The sequence below is a fragment of the Jeotgalicoccus aerolatus genome, assembly GCF_014635205.1.
GTDB classification, from domain to species: domain Bacteria; phylum Bacillota; class Bacilli; order Staphylococcales; family Salinicoccaceae; genus Jeotgalicoccus; species Jeotgalicoccus aerolatus.
In genome coordinates this window covers 1,153,388-1,167,783 of the sequence record NZ_BMCN01000001.1, presented here as the reverse complement: position 1 = coordinate 1,167,783, position 14,396 = coordinate 1,153,388, and the positions used below count along the sequence as shown (strand labels likewise).

15 protein-coding genes are annotated in these 14,396 nt (G+C 42.6%); 7 read left to right on the top strand and 8 right to left on the bottom strand.

Going from position 1 to position 14,396, the window contains the following annotated elements; translation table 11 throughout:
• Positions 1–48: 48 nt before the first annotated feature.
• From IEU81_RS05930 to argF, 5 genes are read right to left on the bottom strand one after another with little or no spacing between them, the layout of a single operon-like run.
• Complete coding sequence (locus tag IEU81_RS05930) at positions 49–1,260, bottom strand: aspartate aminotransferase family protein (RefSeq protein WP_186090721.1); 1,212 nt, start codon at positions 1,258–1,260, stop codon at positions 49–51.
• Positions 1,257–2,162 carry an acetylglutamate kinase gene (argB, locus tag IEU81_RS05925; protein WP_208454708.1) on the bottom strand — a complete coding sequence of 302 codons (906 nt, stop codon included), beginning with the start codon at positions 2,160–2,162 and terminating at the stop codon, positions 1,257–1,259. The genes IEU81_RS05930 and argB overlap by 4 nt, the downstream gene beginning before the upstream one ends.
• Before the next feature lie 10 nt (positions 2,163–2,172).
• Complete coding sequence (gene argJ / locus IEU81_RS05920; RefSeq protein ID WP_186090720.1) at positions 2,173–3,396, bottom strand: bifunctional glutamate N-acetyltransferase/amino-acid acetyltransferase ArgJ; 1,224 nt, start codon at positions 3,394–3,396, stop codon at positions 2,173–2,175.
• Positions 3,397–3,408: 12 nt separating this feature from the next.
• Positions 3,409–4,449 carry an N-acetyl-gamma-glutamyl-phosphate reductase gene (argC, locus tag IEU81_RS05915; protein ID WP_186090718.1) on the bottom strand — a complete coding sequence of 347 codons (1,041 nt, stop codon included), beginning with the start codon at positions 4,447–4,449 and terminating at the stop codon, positions 3,409–3,411.
• Between the two features lie 21 nt (positions 4,450–4,470).
• Positions 4,471–5,478 carry an ornithine carbamoyltransferase gene (gene argF / locus IEU81_RS05910; protein ID WP_186090717.1) on the bottom strand — a complete coding sequence of 336 codons (1,008 nt, stop codon included), beginning with the start codon at positions 5,476–5,478 and terminating at the stop codon, positions 4,471–4,473.
• A 215-nt stretch (positions 5,479–5,693) separates the two neighbouring features.
• Between argF and IEU81_RS05905 the strand changes: the two genes are divergently transcribed.
• The 7 genes from IEU81_RS05905 to IEU81_RS05875 all read left to right on the top strand — a co-directional run bounded on the left by IEU81_RS05905 (position 5,694) and on the right by IEU81_RS05875 (position 12,150).
• On the top strand, positions 5,694–6,074 hold the full coding sequence (locus IEU81_RS05905; protein ID WP_186090715.1) for a GntR family transcriptional regulator: 381 nt from the start codon (positions 5,694–5,696) through the stop codon (positions 6,072–6,074).
• Entirely contained in the window at positions 6,071–6,976 is a 906-nt protein-coding gene (locus IEU81_RS05900) for an ABC transporter ATP-binding protein (RefSeq protein WP_186090713.1), read from the top strand. Before IEU81_RS05905 ends, IEU81_RS05900 begins: the two co-directional genes overlap by 4 nt.
• Positions 6,948–8,906 (top strand): ABC transporter permease, encoded by a 1,959-nt coding sequence (locus tag IEU81_RS05895; protein WP_186090711.1) that lies wholly within the window; start codon positions 6,948–6,950, stop codon positions 8,904–8,906. Before IEU81_RS05900 ends, IEU81_RS05895 begins: the two co-directional genes overlap by 29 nt.
• A gap of 97 nt (positions 8,907–9,003) precedes the next feature.
• The gene (locus tag IEU81_RS05890) at positions 9,004–9,540 is read left to right on the top strand and encodes a ribonuclease FAU-1 family protein (RefSeq protein ID WP_186090710.1); all 537 of its coding nucleotides are present in this window, start codon (positions 9,004–9,006) and stop codon (positions 9,538–9,540) included.
• 46 nt (positions 9,541–9,586) lie between these two features.
• Entirely contained in the window at positions 9,587–10,447 is an 861-nt protein-coding gene (locus IEU81_RS05885; protein WP_186090708.1) for a LysR family transcriptional regulator, read from the top strand.
• A 15-nt stretch (positions 10,448–10,462) separates the two neighbouring features.
• Positions 10,463–11,668: a sugar efflux transporter gene (locus IEU81_RS05880; RefSeq protein ID WP_186090707.1), complete on the top strand. Its 1,206-nt coding sequence runs from the start codon at positions 10,463–10,465 to the stop codon at positions 11,666–11,668.
• Positions 11,668–12,150, top strand: a complete 483-nt coding sequence (locus IEU81_RS05875; RefSeq protein WP_092598772.1) for a DUF456 domain-containing protein — start codon at positions 11,668–11,670, stop codon at positions 12,148–12,150. The genes IEU81_RS05880 and IEU81_RS05875 overlap by 1 nt, the downstream gene beginning before the upstream one ends.
• A 4-nt stretch (positions 12,151–12,154) precedes the next feature.
• On the opposite strand, the gene IEU81_RS11050 is transcribed toward IEU81_RS05875, so the two are convergent.
• Genes IEU81_RS11050 through IEU81_RS05865 form a run of 3 tightly spaced genes read right to left on the bottom strand, consistent with a single transcriptional unit; the run spans position 12,155 to position 14,391 of the window.
• A complete protein-coding gene (locus tag IEU81_RS11050) occupies positions 12,155–12,289 on the bottom strand; it encodes a hypothetical protein (protein WP_268884138.1) in 135 nt (44 codons plus the stop codon).
• Between the two features lies 1 nt (position 12,290).
• Complete coding sequence (locus IEU81_RS05870; protein WP_092598775.1) at positions 12,291–13,394, bottom strand: ABC transporter ATP-binding protein; 1,104 nt, start codon at positions 13,392–13,394, stop codon at positions 12,291–12,293.
• Entirely contained in the window at positions 13,384–14,391 is a 1,008-nt protein-coding gene (locus IEU81_RS05865) for an ABC transporter ATP-binding protein (RefSeq protein ID WP_092598778.1), read from the bottom strand. The genes IEU81_RS05870 and IEU81_RS05865 overlap by 11 nt, the downstream gene beginning before the upstream one ends.
• Positions 14,392–14,396: the final 5 nt, after the last annotated feature.

The window sequence follows — 14,396 nt, the reverse complement described above, 5'->3', positions numbered from 1 at the left end:
CAAAAAGCTCCGGCTATTTTCTTTCATAGAAAATGGCCGGAGTTCTTTTTATTTAAGACTTTTTTCTACTGCTGACGCGAATTTTAACAGCGCTTCGTCTATTTCAGTTTCAGTGACATTTAAAGGCGGCAGCAGGCGAATTACATTATGTTTAGCACCGGCAACGAGCATATTCTCTTCGAAGCAGGCATTTAAAATATCAGCTGACGATACAGCATCAGTAAACTGGACGCCGATTAAAAGACCGAGACCTTTCACTTCAGCAATGACACCTGTATTTTTGGCGATTTGTCTTAAGCCGTCAGCCAGCTGTTGACCGCGGATGTTACTATTATTTAGCAAATCAGCTTGAAAGATTTCATCGAATACGGCATTGCCGACGGCAGCAGCCAGAGGATTGCCGCCGAGTGTTGTACCGTGATCGCCCGATTTAAAATGATCAGCGACAGCATCTGTTGCCACAAAGGCACCGATTGGATAACCTGCACCGAGGCCTTTTGCTAAGGTGATAATATCCGGTTTAAAACCGAATTGTTCAAATGAAAAGAGCGTGCCGGTACGTCCCATACCCGTTTGTACTTCATCGATAATGAGCAGGATATCTTTCTCCTGCTGCAGAGATTTTAAGGTGGCAATGAATTCACTGCTCAGGGTGTTAATGCCGCCTTCGCCTTGTATCGTTTCAAATAATACAGCGCACGTCTTTGCATCTGCTGCTGATTTTAAAGCTTCGCTGTCATTTAAAGGCACATAGACCGATCCCGGCAGTAAGGGTTTAAAATATTCATGCATATCCGTTTGACCTGTTGCTGTCAGAGTTGCCATAGTGCGGCCGTGAAAAGAATCGGTTAAAGAAATAATTTTAGTGCAGCCGTCACCGTGTGTATCTTTGCCGTATTTGCGGGCGAGCTTTAAGGCTCCTTCGTTTGCCTCAGCGCCTGAATTCGTAAAAAATACTTTAGCTAAACTACCGGCACCTGTACTGTTCACCAGTTTATGTGACAATTCAATTGCCGGCTGATTCCAAAAGAGGTTTGAGGTATGCATCAGTTTTGCAGCCTGCTTCGATATTGCTTCAACAATTTTGTCATTGGCATGACCTAAAATATTCGTTGCAATGCCGGACACAAAATCAATATACACTTCATCATTATTATTTTTAAGGTAAGCCCCTTTACCGGAAATAAATAACTTTTCATCGCGCTTATAAGTATTAAACAGCGATTCATTGCCCATTGCTAAAAGATCTTCTGTCTTCATAAAACTCCGCCTCCTTCATGCGGCATAATCATCGTGCCGATACCTGCATCGAAAAACAGCTCCAAGAGGAGCGAATGCTTAATGCGGCCGTCGACAATATGCGCCTGCTTAACGCCTTTTTTAATCGCATGTGTGCAGCATTCAACTTTTGGAATCATTCCGTCTGAAATGACACCGTTTGAAATATAGTTTTCGACCTGCTCTAAAGTCAGCTCGGACAGCAGCGTTGTCTCGTCGTCCTTATTTTCATATACCCCTTTAGTATCTGTTAATAGAATAAATTTATCCGCCTGAATGGCTCCGGCAATTTCACCGGCAACATAATCTGCATTAATGTTATACGTATCACCGTTCATATCGACACCGACTGGTGATACAACCGGTACGAAATCATTGTTAATCAGCAAGGTTAACAGAGCGGTATCAATCGTTTCAATCTCACCGACCAGTCCGATATCAACGTGTTCAATATCTCCATTGTCATTCATTTCTTGGATAAACTTCTTCTTCACCTTAATCATGTTGCCGTCCTTGCCTGAAATGCCGACAGCATTGCCGCCGAGCTTGTTGTAATACTTCACAATATCTTTATTTACCTGACCCGACAACACCATTTCAGCGACTGTCATTACCGCATCATCAGTCACACGAAGCCCCTTTTTAAATTCAGTATGAATATTTAAACCGGTCAGCATATCGTTGATGAAGGGGCCGCCGCCGTGAACAATAATCGGTTTGATGCCGACAGATTTCATCAGGAGCACATCCTGCATTACAGATTCTTTCAACTGATCATTCACCATGGCATTGCCGCCGTATTTCAACACGATAATGTTATTTTGGAAGACGTTGATATAGGGCAGTGCTTCGATCAATATATCGATTCTCTTAGTATCATTCATAGCTATCATCCTAACTTCTGTAGTCCGCATTGATTTTTACGTAATCGATCGACATATCACATGTCCACACTTCAGCTGCAGCATCTCCTGTATTTAAATTGATAAATATCCCGACATCTGTCTGACTCAGTACGGTAAAAGCCAGCGTTTCGTCAAAGGGAACAGCAAGTCCTTCATGACAGACAAGAACTTCACCGGCTGCGGAGGTAAACTTAATCGTTATAGCATTTGGATCAAGCGTTTTAATCCCGCTGTTGCCGACAGCCATAATAACGCGGCCCCAGTTAGCATCCTGGCCGTAGACCGCTGTTTTTACCAGGCTGGATGTTGCAACAGCCTTTGCAGCGCTGATCGCATCTGATTTAGTTTTTGCATTGACAGTTTTTACTGTGACGAATTTTGTGGCGCCTTCGGCATCCCGTGCCACCATGCGGGACAGTTCGCGGCACATCTCAGTCAACGATGCGGTAAAGTCATCTAAATATGCAGCATCGAGCGGAACTTTGTTTGTTGCAGCCAGTAAGACAGTATCATTTGTGCTCGTATCACCATCTACCGTCATAACATTAAAACTGTCATCCGCTGCTGATTTCAAGGCGGTATTCAAAGCGTTCTGCGGCAGCGCTGCATCGGTTACGATATAGCTGAGCATCGTGCCCATATTCGGATGAATCATACCGGCGCCTTTAATAATGGCACCGAAGTGAATCATTTTTCCGCCGATCACTGTCTGCATAGACAGTTCTTTTGGAATCGTATCTGTCGTCATAATCGCTTCTGCAGCTGCAGTAGAGTGCTGGTGCGACAGACCATCAATGAGTGCATCAAGGCCGGAATAAAAGGGCTGTAAATTCATCGGTTCGCCAATAACACCGGTTGAGCTGACGAGGACTTGGTGCGGGGCGATATTTAATTTTTCAGCAAGTGAACGTGTCATCTCATGGACATCCTGTTCGCCGCGTAAACCGTTGCAGGCGTTGGCATTGCCGCTGTTGACGAGAATGGCTTTAAACTCTGTGAACTGCTTAAGCATGTCCATATCGTACATTACGCTGTGCGCTTTTATTTTATTTCTCGTAAAGATACCTGTCACAGTGGCACCGTCCGGAAAGTAGAGCAGGGCGAGGTCTTTATCGAGTGCTTTAAAGCCGGTATGTATACCGTTTGACATAACGCCGTCAACCGCATTCAGGCCATTTGTTAAGGCTGATAATTTTTTCTCTGTAATCTGCATTAAAAATCCTCCTTAAGGCATCATGGCAATGGCAGCCAGCCCGGTTTTTTCAGGCAGTCCAAACATGATGTTCATATTTTGTACTGCTTGTCCGGCAGCACCTTTACCCAGGTTATCGATAATTGACAATACAATCAGGCGGCCGGTTCTTTCATCGAGCTGAACGGACAGCTGACAATTGTTAGTGCCCGACACATGTTTCATTTGAGGCAGTTCACCCTTGTCTAAAACATGAACAAAGGGCTCATGTTGATAGGCGCTCTTATAAGAGTCGATAATGTCTCTTTCTGTAATACCATCCTCCACCGAGGCGTATATCGTTGAAAAAATGCCGCGTTCTACGGGTATTAAATGCGGCGTAAACTGTACTTGAACTGTATGCTCTGACGCACTGTTTAACTCCTGTTCTATTTCAGGAATATGGCGATGGAGGAGCGGGTTATAAGCTTTAAAATTCCCTGTTAATTCTGTCAGCAGCTTATCCACCGAAGCGCTGCGTCCGGCACCGCTGACGCCTGTTTTACTGTCGATAATAATCGATTGAGGATCGATCAGTGCATGAACCACAGCAGGTAACAAACCGAGCAGGGCGCTGGTCACAAAACATCCGGGATTGGCGATGTATTGAGCATTTTTAATATCTTCTCTGTACTTTTCAGGCAGGCCGTAGACAAATTCTTTCAGTAAGTTCGGCGCAGCCTGCTCCACCTTGTAAGTTTCTTCATAGACATCAATATTTTTCAGGCGGAAATCTGCACCTAAATCGATCACTTTCACATCAAATGTGCTTGCAAGAGCGGACAGTTCCATGGAATGACCGTGAGGCAGACAAATAAATACCAGGTCGCTGTCTGTAAATACTGCGTCCGGTTTTAACTCTGTAAATTTCAAATCAATGCTGCCGGTTAGAAAAGGGTAATAAGAGGTGACCTGTGTACCTGCGTGACTGCGCGATGTCAGATGGATTAATTCAACGTCCTGATGGGGAATTAAGTAGCGGAGCAGTTCGCTCCCTGTATAGCCTGTCGCACCGATAATACTGACTTTGATCATAATATGACCTCCTGATGATGATTATTTTAAATCCGGTATAAATAAATGACCGTTCGTCGCTGCCATAATTGCTTTAATGGAATGCATGCGGTTTTCTCCTTGTTCAAACTGTTTGGCGTAATCAGCATTAAATACTTCGGATGTGACTTCCATCTCTTCGATGCCGTACTCTTCAGCGACATTTTTACCGTAAACAGTATTTGTATCGTGAAAGGCCGGCAGACAATGCATGAAGATAAAGTCTCCGCTGACATTTTCTAATAATGATTCATTCACCTGATAAGGCAGCAGCAAATTGACGCGTTCTTCAAAATGTTCTTCTTCACCCATAGACACCCAAACGTCGGTGTATATTACGTTAGCGCCGTTAACAGCAGTGTGAATATCGGCAGTAATTTCTACTGCAGAGCCGCTCTCTTTGGCAAATTCTTGTGCCATCTGAATATAAGATTTTTCAGGGAAAAGAGATTCCGGTGAAGCGATAGTGACATCAACACCGAGAATTGCAGCAGTAACGAGCAGTGAATTTGCAACGTTATTTCGGCCGTCTCCGCAGTAGACGAGTTTAATGCCGTCGAATGTACCAAAAGCCTCTTTAATCGTCATAAAGTCTCCGATCATCTGCGTCGGATGCCAGTCGTCAGTCAGACCGTTCCAGACAGGAATCCCTGAATATTCGGCGAGATCAGCAACGACTGCCTGGCTGGCGCCTCTATATTCAATGCCGTCGAACATGCTCCCTAAAATCTTTGCAGTATCCTGGACGGATTCTTTTTTGCCGAGCTGGATATCATTGGCACCGAGAAATTCAGGTGCAGCGCCGAGATCATTTGCTGCAACGGTAAATGCAGCACGGGTGCGCGTTGAAGATTTTTCAAACAGCAGCGCAATATTTTGGCCTTTTAAATACTGGTGAGGAATATTATTTTTCTTTAAGTGTTTTAAATGAATTGCGAAATCGATTAAATATTCGACCTCTTTTCGATTAAAATCACTGATTGTTAAAAAACTTTTTCCTTGAAAATGCATTAAAACACTCCTTTTTCGTTAATTTATATAATTAATATACATTATACTGTATAAATATAATTAAAATGTTGTTGTTTATCATATACAAAATCCGTCTGTAAATCAAGGACTTATTTCTTTTTAAACGGATAATGTATATATTGACGGATCACTGTACTATCTGTACTATATTAAGTAATACAGCTATTGCAGTAAAACTGACAGGAGGTGGATACGTGTTTGATATCGATGTGAAGAGTCGTGTGCCGATTTATGAGCAGCTGACCGAAAATGTAAAACGTTTAATCATTCAAGGGGTGCTGACGCCGGGTGAGCAGCTGCCGTCAGTCAGAAGTCTGGCCCAGGAACTCACTATAAACCCCAACACGATCCAAAAGGCTTACAGAGAATTGGAGAGGGAAGGGTATGTGATTTCCCGTCCCGGAAAAGGGAGCTTTGTGAATGATATGACAGATGTAATGAACAAAGAGCGAATCAGCAGCTTAACTGAAGAACTTGAGCGTTTAATAAAAGAACTGGTTTTTCTGGAAGTTCCGGGAGATGACTTAAAAAAATTAATAGATAAAGTGCAACAGGAGAAGGAGGGAAAGAAATGAAGCTCGCAGTAAATGGTGCAGACAAAAGTTTCGGCAAAAAGAAAGCAGTGGAGCATATAGATTTAAGTGTTGAAGAAGGAACAATTCACGGTTTACTGGGATCAAACGGGGCGGGGAAAACGACGCTAATGAAAGTGATGTCGGGAATTTATAAGGCTGACACTGGCAGTGTAACTTATGATGACAACAATATTTTTGAAAATCCTTCAGTTAAAAGCGACGTAATTTTCATGCATGATATACCGTTTTTCTTTAAGGGTGCGACTTTAAAAAAGATGGCTAAGTTTTATAAAACGATGTATAAAAACTGGTCAGATGACCGCTTTAGACAGCTGGCTGCACATTTTGGCATTGTGACTGACAAACAGCTGAATCAGATGTCAAAAGGGATGAAGCGGCAGGCGGCATTCATTCTGGCTTTCTCAGCGAGACCGAAAGTTATGCTGCTTGATGAACCATTCGACGGCCTGGATCCGATTATGCGCAAGCAGGTCAAAAATATATTAATGCAGGATATTGCCAATCATAATATGACAGTGGTCGCTTCGAGCCATAACTTACGAGAAATGGAAGATCTGTGTGACTCCGTGTCGATTATGCACGATGGAAAAATTTTGTATCATAAAGAGCTGACAGATATTAGAGGCACACACTGCAAACTGCAGATTGCTTTTAAAGAACTGCCTGGCGATGAATTTTTTACAGATTTAAACATCGTCCATCATAAAACTAAAGGACGTATTATTACATGTATCGTTAAGGGGAATATCGATCAGCTGGAAGAAAAGGTGACGAAGTACAATCCGCTGATGTACGACATTTTGCCTTTAACACTGGAAGAAATATTTACTTATGAAATGGGGGAGCTCGGTTATGAAATCTCAAACATCATTGTTGAATAAAGGACTGTTTTCCCATTTCAGCGGGACGATATTTTGGCTGACAGTGGTCTTTATGGCGATGAATATTATCGCGCTGCCGCTGTCGCTTTGGATTGTCACTTATGACCGTGATCTAATACCGGGTTATACAATGCCGGACAATTTGCTGTTTCAGATGTCAGCGGGACAAATTATTATCGGAATGATTTTCGCAGTGTTTTTAGCAATGTTTTTACTCAACTATTTAAACGATGAAGCATCGTCCGATTTCATGCACAGTTTACCGATAAAACGCACTGCTGTATTGACGCATGCTTTAATGACTGGTTTTGCAGCAATCACAATTCCGCTGCTTATTACAGCAGTGATCCTGCTCCTTGAACGCATTGTTTTTATACCGGAAATTGCTTTGATGGAAATAGGGAAGTGGCTGCTGTATTCAATCTTTGTTAACTGTGTAATCTTTTTAATATCAGTGTTCGCGGGATTTTTAGTAAATGGTATTTTCCTGCATCTGCAAATGATTCTGCTGGCGCTGTTTTTGCCGCTGGCTCTATGGGGACTCATATACGGCGCAGCAGCGGTACTATTTGATGGTATTTCGCAGTCATTTATCGAACATTCTGAGCCTGTATTAAATGCGACCTTTCCATATATTGCAGTCACTCAGCTGTACAGCGGCTTAGATGTAACACTCAATTTAGTCTGGGCGATAATTGCTGCAGTGCTGCTCCTGCTGTCCTTCGTACTTTACCGTTACAGAAAAAATGAATATGTCACTGACAGTTTTAATTACCAGTGGCTGAAATCTGCTTTAGTTGCAGTGCTGAGTACAGGTGGAATGCTCGCCATGGGGACGGCGGTATCCCTGCTTTTTATTCCTTTATCCGTGACGATATCAATCGTCGGTTTTATTATCGGGGCAATTGTCACTTATATCATTGCGGAAATGCTGTTCCAGAAAAACGCGAAAATCGATATGAACTGGAAAACTTTTCTGCTTACTTTAATCGTAATCGGTGTATTCTGGGCAATCTTCATCCCTGCATGGAGCAATTATACAAGCAGCGTGCCGGAGGCTTCAAAAGTCGACAGTGTCTATGTGTCATCTGACTATGAATATTATACGAATATATCAATCGAAGAATATTTTGAAGATGGATTTTTATATGATAATCATCCAAGAACGATTCAAAATGCCGTTAATATTCATGAAGCGGCAGTTCAAGAAAAATCCGTTCCCGGTAATTACAGCGGTGAAGAAACTGCAATCTTGAATATCAAATATAAGATGACAGACGGGACTGTAATGAGCCGGAGTTTCAGTACGCTTAAAGCGGATGCACCGCTATTTGCAGATGTGAATAACTTGAAAAATAGTCAGTACGATATTAATTCTGATTTTCTGGCGAACTTAAAACAGCATCCTGACATGATTGACTTAATTCTGTTCAGCGGAATGGTCAATGCAGACAAATCATTCATCGATGATTATAAAGAAAACACGGATGCATTAATGTCTTATAATCCGTATATTGTTAACCAGACCGGCCAAGTCGAAATGTCTGCAAATTATAAAAATAATTATGAATCAGGCTTCAGCTCTATTTACAATTCGGCAGTGCTCGATAGAATTCATGCATCTGACATCTCGGTTTCAGATACACTATTTCTTGATCAATCCAGTGCAATGTATGTGGCAGAACCTGAGCAGGCAGATATGGCGGACTTCTTTACAGACTACCACAGCTTAAATATAGAAGAACTGACTGAGAAGTATAATCTTAAAGCCCTGTCCGAAGCAGAGAAAGAAGAGACTCTAACGGCAGTAAATAATGGAGAACTGGCACCTGAAGGGAATAAACTGCTGCTGTTCAGCTATCCAAATTACACTGCAACAAGTGAGGATTATGCTGCAGACATAGATTTCAGCATAATCGCTATCCAATAGAATATAAGAAAAAGTTATAGAGATAGGTAAAATTAATGCCTATCTCTATACTTTTGTTTTCATTTTTTTGTATACTTATATTTAGGAGATGAATGCCATGAAAACTAAGTATCTGGATAAGAAAAAATGGCGGCGGCTTGTGCGCTCAAAATATGACGAAACAATCCTGACCTATCAAAATGAAAAGATTTTGGCAGGTATGATTCATATGCATAAAGTCCGTGAACCGTTGACTGTTCCCGTCGTCGGTGAAGATACGTTAGTTGTGGCAAACAATTTTAAATGGATGCAGCTCCTTCCTGAGAAAAGGAATTACAGTATTACAGTAATGTACGATGAACGATGGCAGGAAATTCAATATTATTTTGATATAAATTATTCTCACACTTTAGAACTTGGCAAGGCACGCCGGGAAGATCTTTACCTGGATGTGCTCGTCCTGCCGGACGGCCGTTACGAACTGGTCGACGAAGACGATATTAAGCGTGCCTTTAAAAAAGGAATTATCAGTGAGGAAGAAAAAGATTTTGCTTATAAAACTGCCCGCGCTCTTATGAATGAAATCGATAAGGATTTCAGCCAGTTTAAAACACTTGCAGCATCATGTTTAAAAGAACTTAAAAAATTAATGTAGCCATCCGCACAAAGCGCCGGATGGCTTATTATCTGGAGGTAATGTCGTGAAAGTGGATGATTATCGTTTACTGGCAACATTAAGCGAAGCGAAAACCTTGCGTAAAGCTGCTGAAAAGTTATACATATCTCAGCCGGCAGTCAGTCAGCGTCTGAAGTCAATAGAGGACGAGTGGGGCGTGCAGATTTTTATCAGAACGAAAAAAGCATTATATACGACAGGCGTCGGAGAGAGAATTATTGCCCATGCTAAAAAAGTTGTCGATGAAGAGCGTCTGGTGAAAGATTATATCCAGGCGAATGAAGGAGAAATCGAAGGGAAAATTTCCATCGGTGTATCGTCGTTAATCGGCTATACGATTTTACCGGATATTCTTGCGAAATATTTAAATGATTTTCCGAGCGTTAATGTTAAAATTGATGTGGGTTCGACGAAGGATATTATTGCCAATCAGGGCGACTATCACTTATCGATTGTGCGCGGCTCCCGGATTTTAAATAAGGAAAACGAATTGCTCTACAGTGATAAGCACTATCTGGTCACACCGAAAGATGTGGATTTTGAAGACTTGGCAGTGATTGAATTCCAGGCAGATCCCGATTATATTACACATATTAAAAACTACTTTGAAGAGCGTTTTAATACGAAGTACGAACCGCAGATCTTCGTTGACCAGATTACGACCTGCCGCGAACTACTCAGGAAAAAAGTCGGCATAACAGTACTGCCTGAACTGGTGCTGGAAGGCCTGGACCTCGATAATTATCATATTGAAGAAGTGATGGCGGGTGACAAACCGTTAACGCGCGACACTTACATTTCATACGACAAAAGCGTATTAATGCTGCCGCAGGTAGAGTCGTTTATCAACTTAATTAAACAGGACTCATTATCCAATGAGCAGTAAAACCGGGGGACGAAGATGATAAAAGACTTATTCCAAATTCAAAACTATAAATTGTTCCTATCCAATATGACTATGCTTGGAATGGCAGTGGCAATTACGACGCCGTTCCTCGTTATATTTATGACTGAAGTACATGGCATGTCCACGACGAGCTACGGCATATTCATGGCCGCAGCTGCAGTCGGCAGTTTTTTCGTTAATACTATTATTGGGCGATACAGCGACAGGCTGAAATTCGACAGGAAATATTTAATCATCGCTGCTCTATTCATGCAGATTATGGCATTTGTCAGCTTCTTAATTATTCCAAATACATGGATACTGATCATTTCTTATATCATATTCTTTTCACTCGGCGCACCAGCAATGCCGCAGCTTTACGCATCAGCCCGTGAATCGATTAACCAGTACCGATCGAGCCTTGCTGTGATGGCGAATACTATACTGCGTTCGATGTTCAGCTTCGGCTTTCTGTTCGGACCGTTAGTCGGGTCACTGCTCTTAGCCCGTTACGACTTTACCGGCCTATTCTTTGGGACGGTGATTATGTTTATAGTCGTCTTTATAGCGAGCTTTTTAATTAAAAACTCAAATCCGCCCGCAGTGGATAAGACGATTGAAATTACGAATTATGAAGAGCCGAAAAGTCCTAACTTGATGAAGAGTCTGACACTCTTTATTCCTTTTATTGCATTTGTCTTCCTGCACGTGGGACAATGGATGTACTTACTAAATATGCCGCTGTTCGTTACCGGCTATTTGGGCGAAGCGGACAGTGCAGTCGGAATCCTCGCCAGTCTATGTGCGGGACTTGAAGTCCCTCTGATGATATTTATGGGATACATCGCATCACGAGTTTCATCGAAAACACTATTAATTGTCGCAGGCTTTATCGGCGGCTTTTACTTTTTATCGATTGGCATATTTGAGAGTTATACGATGATGTTAATCGGTCAGCTGCCTTTAGCTTTATTCCTGGCAATATTGCTCGGACTTGGTATCAGTTATTTCCAAGACCTGCTGCCGCAATTTCCGGGATACGCCTCGACGCTGTTTGCGAACGCAATGATCGTCGGCCAGCTGCTCGGCAACTTGCTCGGCGGTATTGCTAACGATACATTTGGCGTCGAGAATTCATTTTATATCAGCGCCGCATTTTTATTTACAGCATTTATACTCTTCTTCTTTACTAAAAAAGAAGTAAGAAAAGGAGACATTTGATGGACATTTTCTTATGGCTCATCGTCATTGCAGCATTTGTACTGGGATTCGCCGGTATTATTTACCCGGTCCTCCCGTCAGTGCTCATGTTTTGGGTCGGATTTTTAGTATATAACTTCTTCATCGGTGACGAACTGTCATGGATGTTCTGGGTAATCGCAGCATCGCTGACGGTCGTTGCACTAATTAGCGACGTCGCTGCGAACAGCTATTTTGTTAAGAAATTCGGAGGCAGTAAAAAAGGGGAATTGGCAGCCATTATCGGAGCTGTTATCGGTATGTTTATCTACCCGCCGTTTGGCGTTCTCTTCGTACCATTTGTATTTGTTTTCGTCGTAGAATTTATACAGATTAAAGATATGAACAAAGCGCTGAAAGCATCGATCGGCTCATTCTTGGCCTTTATTTCCAGTGCTGTCTTCGACATTATTGTATACATCTTCCTGATTATGTTCTTCCTGCTGGATGTATTCTTATATTAGTTGGTTAAATCCCCTGCTCATGTGAGCGGGGGATTTTTGTATGAATGTTGTGAAATCCAACGTCAAGATAATCCGATCTTTCCAGCTGCACAAAAATACCCGGCAATCCAAATGTCGGATTACCGGGCTTTATCATCATACTATTTTTCTGTTTTTGAAAATGCTTCACTGTCTTCTGTTGCTGCTTCTTCGCCTTCATCATCAAGAATTTTACGAACGTTGTACATTTCATACTGCGGTTCGTGTTTTCCATCCTGAATATCGAGGGCGTAGTGACAAGATACTTTGTGGAAACCTTCAAATTGAGTATCTTTTTGTTCCAAATGCGGTTCAGCTGTTCGGCAGTGGTCTGTCGCGAACGGGCATCTCGTATGGAATCGGCAGCCTGTCGGCGGATCAATAGGTGAAGGAACGTCACCGCGCAGGAATATACGCTGTGATTTTTTCTTCGGATCCGGTACAGGGATTGCTGATAATAATGCTTTTGTATACGGGTGCTGAGGGTTTTCAAAAATAGATTCTGTATCTCCGACTTCGACAATTTTACCTAGGTACATTACGACGATACGGTCAGCAATGTGACGGACGACTCCAAGGTCATGTGAGATAAAGAGATAAGTCAGGCCGAGTTCGCGCTGCAATCTTTTCAGCAGGTTGAGTACTTGTGCCTGGATTGAAACGTCCAGCGCTGATACTGCTTCATCACAAATGATGAGTTTAGGATTTACTGATAAAGCACGGGCAATACCGATACGCTGGCGCTGTCCGCCTGAGAATTCGTGCGGGTAGCGGTCAATCTGGTGTTTTTGCAGCCCAACTGTTTCCATCAGCTCGATAATGCGTGCATTGCGTTCTTTTCTCGGAACGACTTTTTGAATATCCATGGCTTCCCACAGTGTCTGTCTGACTGTTTTACGCGGGTTTAATGATGCATATGGATCCTGGAAGATGATCTGCATATCTTTTCTCATCTTGCGCATTTCATCTTTAGACATGGCGAGAACATCCTGGCCTTCAAATTCAACTTTACCGCCGGTCGGTTCGTCCAAACGGAGGATAGCGCGGCCGGTCGTTGATTTACCGCAGCCGGATTCACCGACGACAGCGACAGTTTCACCTTTATCGATTGAAAAAGTGATGCCGTCAACGGCTTTAACGTGGTTGACTGTACGGCCGAAAAATCCGCCTTTAATCGGGAAGTGCTGCTCGAGATTTTCAACATTTAATAATGGTTTATTTGGCATTCAGCTGTACCTCCTTGTCTCCGTCCCACTGATCTGTATGGATCCAGCATCTGACTTCGTTGCCGTTGCCGAGGTCTTCGAGTTCAGGCAATGTGTTGCAAATATCTGAAGCGAATGGGCAGCGCGGTGCAAATCTGCAGCCTGAAGGCATTTCGTCAGGTGCAGGCACGTTGCCTTTAATTGGAATCAGTTCATCCTGAGTTTTATCGTGTCGAGGCAGTGAGTTTAAGAGTCCAACTGTATACGGGTGTTTCGGATTTTCAAACAGTGTATTAATATCGGCGAATTCTACGACTTTACCTGCATACATTACAGCAACGTAATCGCACGTTTCTGCAACAACACCAAGGTCGTGAGTAATCATTACAACACTCATGCCGATTTCTTCCTGAAGTTCTTTAATGAGTTCTAAAATCTGTGCCTGAATGGTTACGTCGAGTGCCGTTGTCGGCTCATCGGCAATCAGGAGATCTGGTTTACATGCTAAGGCCATAGCAATCATGACACGCTGTCTCATACCGCCTGAAAGTTCGAAAGGATACTGATCCACACGTTTTTCAGGGGATGGAATACCAACGAGTTCAAGCATTTCAATTGCTCGTTTCGTCCCATCTTTTTTACCTAGACCTTCGTGAATTTTGTAAGACTCACGAAGCTGCTGGCCGATAGTGAAAGTCGGATTCAGTGATGTCATCGGCTCTTGGAAAATCATTGAGATTTCATTACCGCGAATTTGACGCATGCGGGCATTTTTAACTTCTGTTAATTCTTCGCCTTTATATTTAATGCTTCCCCCGATAATTTTTCCGGGATGTTCAATTAATCTTAAAATCGAAAGGGCAGAGATACTTTTACCTGAACCACTTTCTCCAACAATACCCAGAGTTTTACCTTTAGGCACCTGGAATGTAACTCCGTCGACTGCCTTAACTTCGTTTGAATCAACGAAGAAGGAAGTGCGGAGATCTTCTATATCGAGAATTACATCTTCTGACATGATTT

What these genes read in the sequence shown, in the direction of transcription:
- IEU81_RS05890 (WP_186090710.1), top strand. Translation starts at nt 9,004, where the DNA reads ATGAAAACTAAGTATCTGGATAAGAAAAAATGGCGGCGGCTTGTGCGC.
- IEU81_RS05930 (WP_186090721.1), bottom strand. Translation starts at nt 1,260, where the DNA reads ATGAAGACAGAAGATCTTTTAGCAATGGGCAATGAATCGCTGTTTAAT.
- IEU81_RS05865 (WP_092598778.1), bottom strand. Translation starts at nt 14,391, where the DNA reads ATGTCAGAAGATGTAATTCTCGATATAGAAGATCTCCGCACTTCCTTC.
- IEU81_RS05895 (WP_186090711.1), top strand. Translation starts at nt 6,948, where the DNA reads ATGAAATCTCAAACATCATTGTTGAATAAAGGACTGTTTTCCCATTTC.
- IEU81_RS05880 (WP_186090707.1), top strand. Translation starts at nt 10,463, where the DNA reads ATGATAAAAGACTTATTCCAAATTCAAAACTATAAATTGTTCCTATCC.
- IEU81_RS05870 (WP_092598775.1), bottom strand. Translation starts at nt 13,394, where the DNA reads ATGCCAAATAAACCATTATTAAATGTTGAAAATCTCGAGCAGCACTTC.
- argC (WP_186090718.1), bottom strand. Translation starts at nt 4,449, where the DNA reads ATGATCAAAGTCAGTATTATCGGTGCGACAGGCTATACAGGGAGCGAA.
- argB (WP_208454708.1), bottom strand. Translation starts at nt 2,162, where the DNA reads ATGAATGATACTAAGAGAATCGATATATTGATCGAAGCACTGCCCTAT.
- argF (WP_186090717.1), bottom strand. Translation starts at nt 5,478, where the DNA reads ATGCATTTTCAAGGAAAAAGTTTTTTAACAATCAGTGATTTTAATCGA.
- argJ (WP_186090720.1), bottom strand. Translation starts at nt 3,396, where the DNA reads ATGCAGATTACAGAGAAAAAATTATCAGCCTTAACAAATGGCCTGAAT.
- IEU81_RS05875 (WP_092598772.1), top strand. Translation starts at nt 11,668, where the DNA reads ATGGACATTTTCTTATGGCTCATCGTCATTGCAGCATTTGTACTGGGA.
- IEU81_RS11050 (WP_268884138.1), bottom strand. Translation starts at nt 12,289, where the DNA reads ATGATGATAAAGCCCGGTAATCCGACATTTGGATTGCCGGGTATTTTT.
- IEU81_RS05900 (WP_186090713.1), top strand. Translation starts at nt 6,071, where the DNA reads ATGAAGCTCGCAGTAAATGGTGCAGACAAAAGTTTCGGCAAAAAGAAA.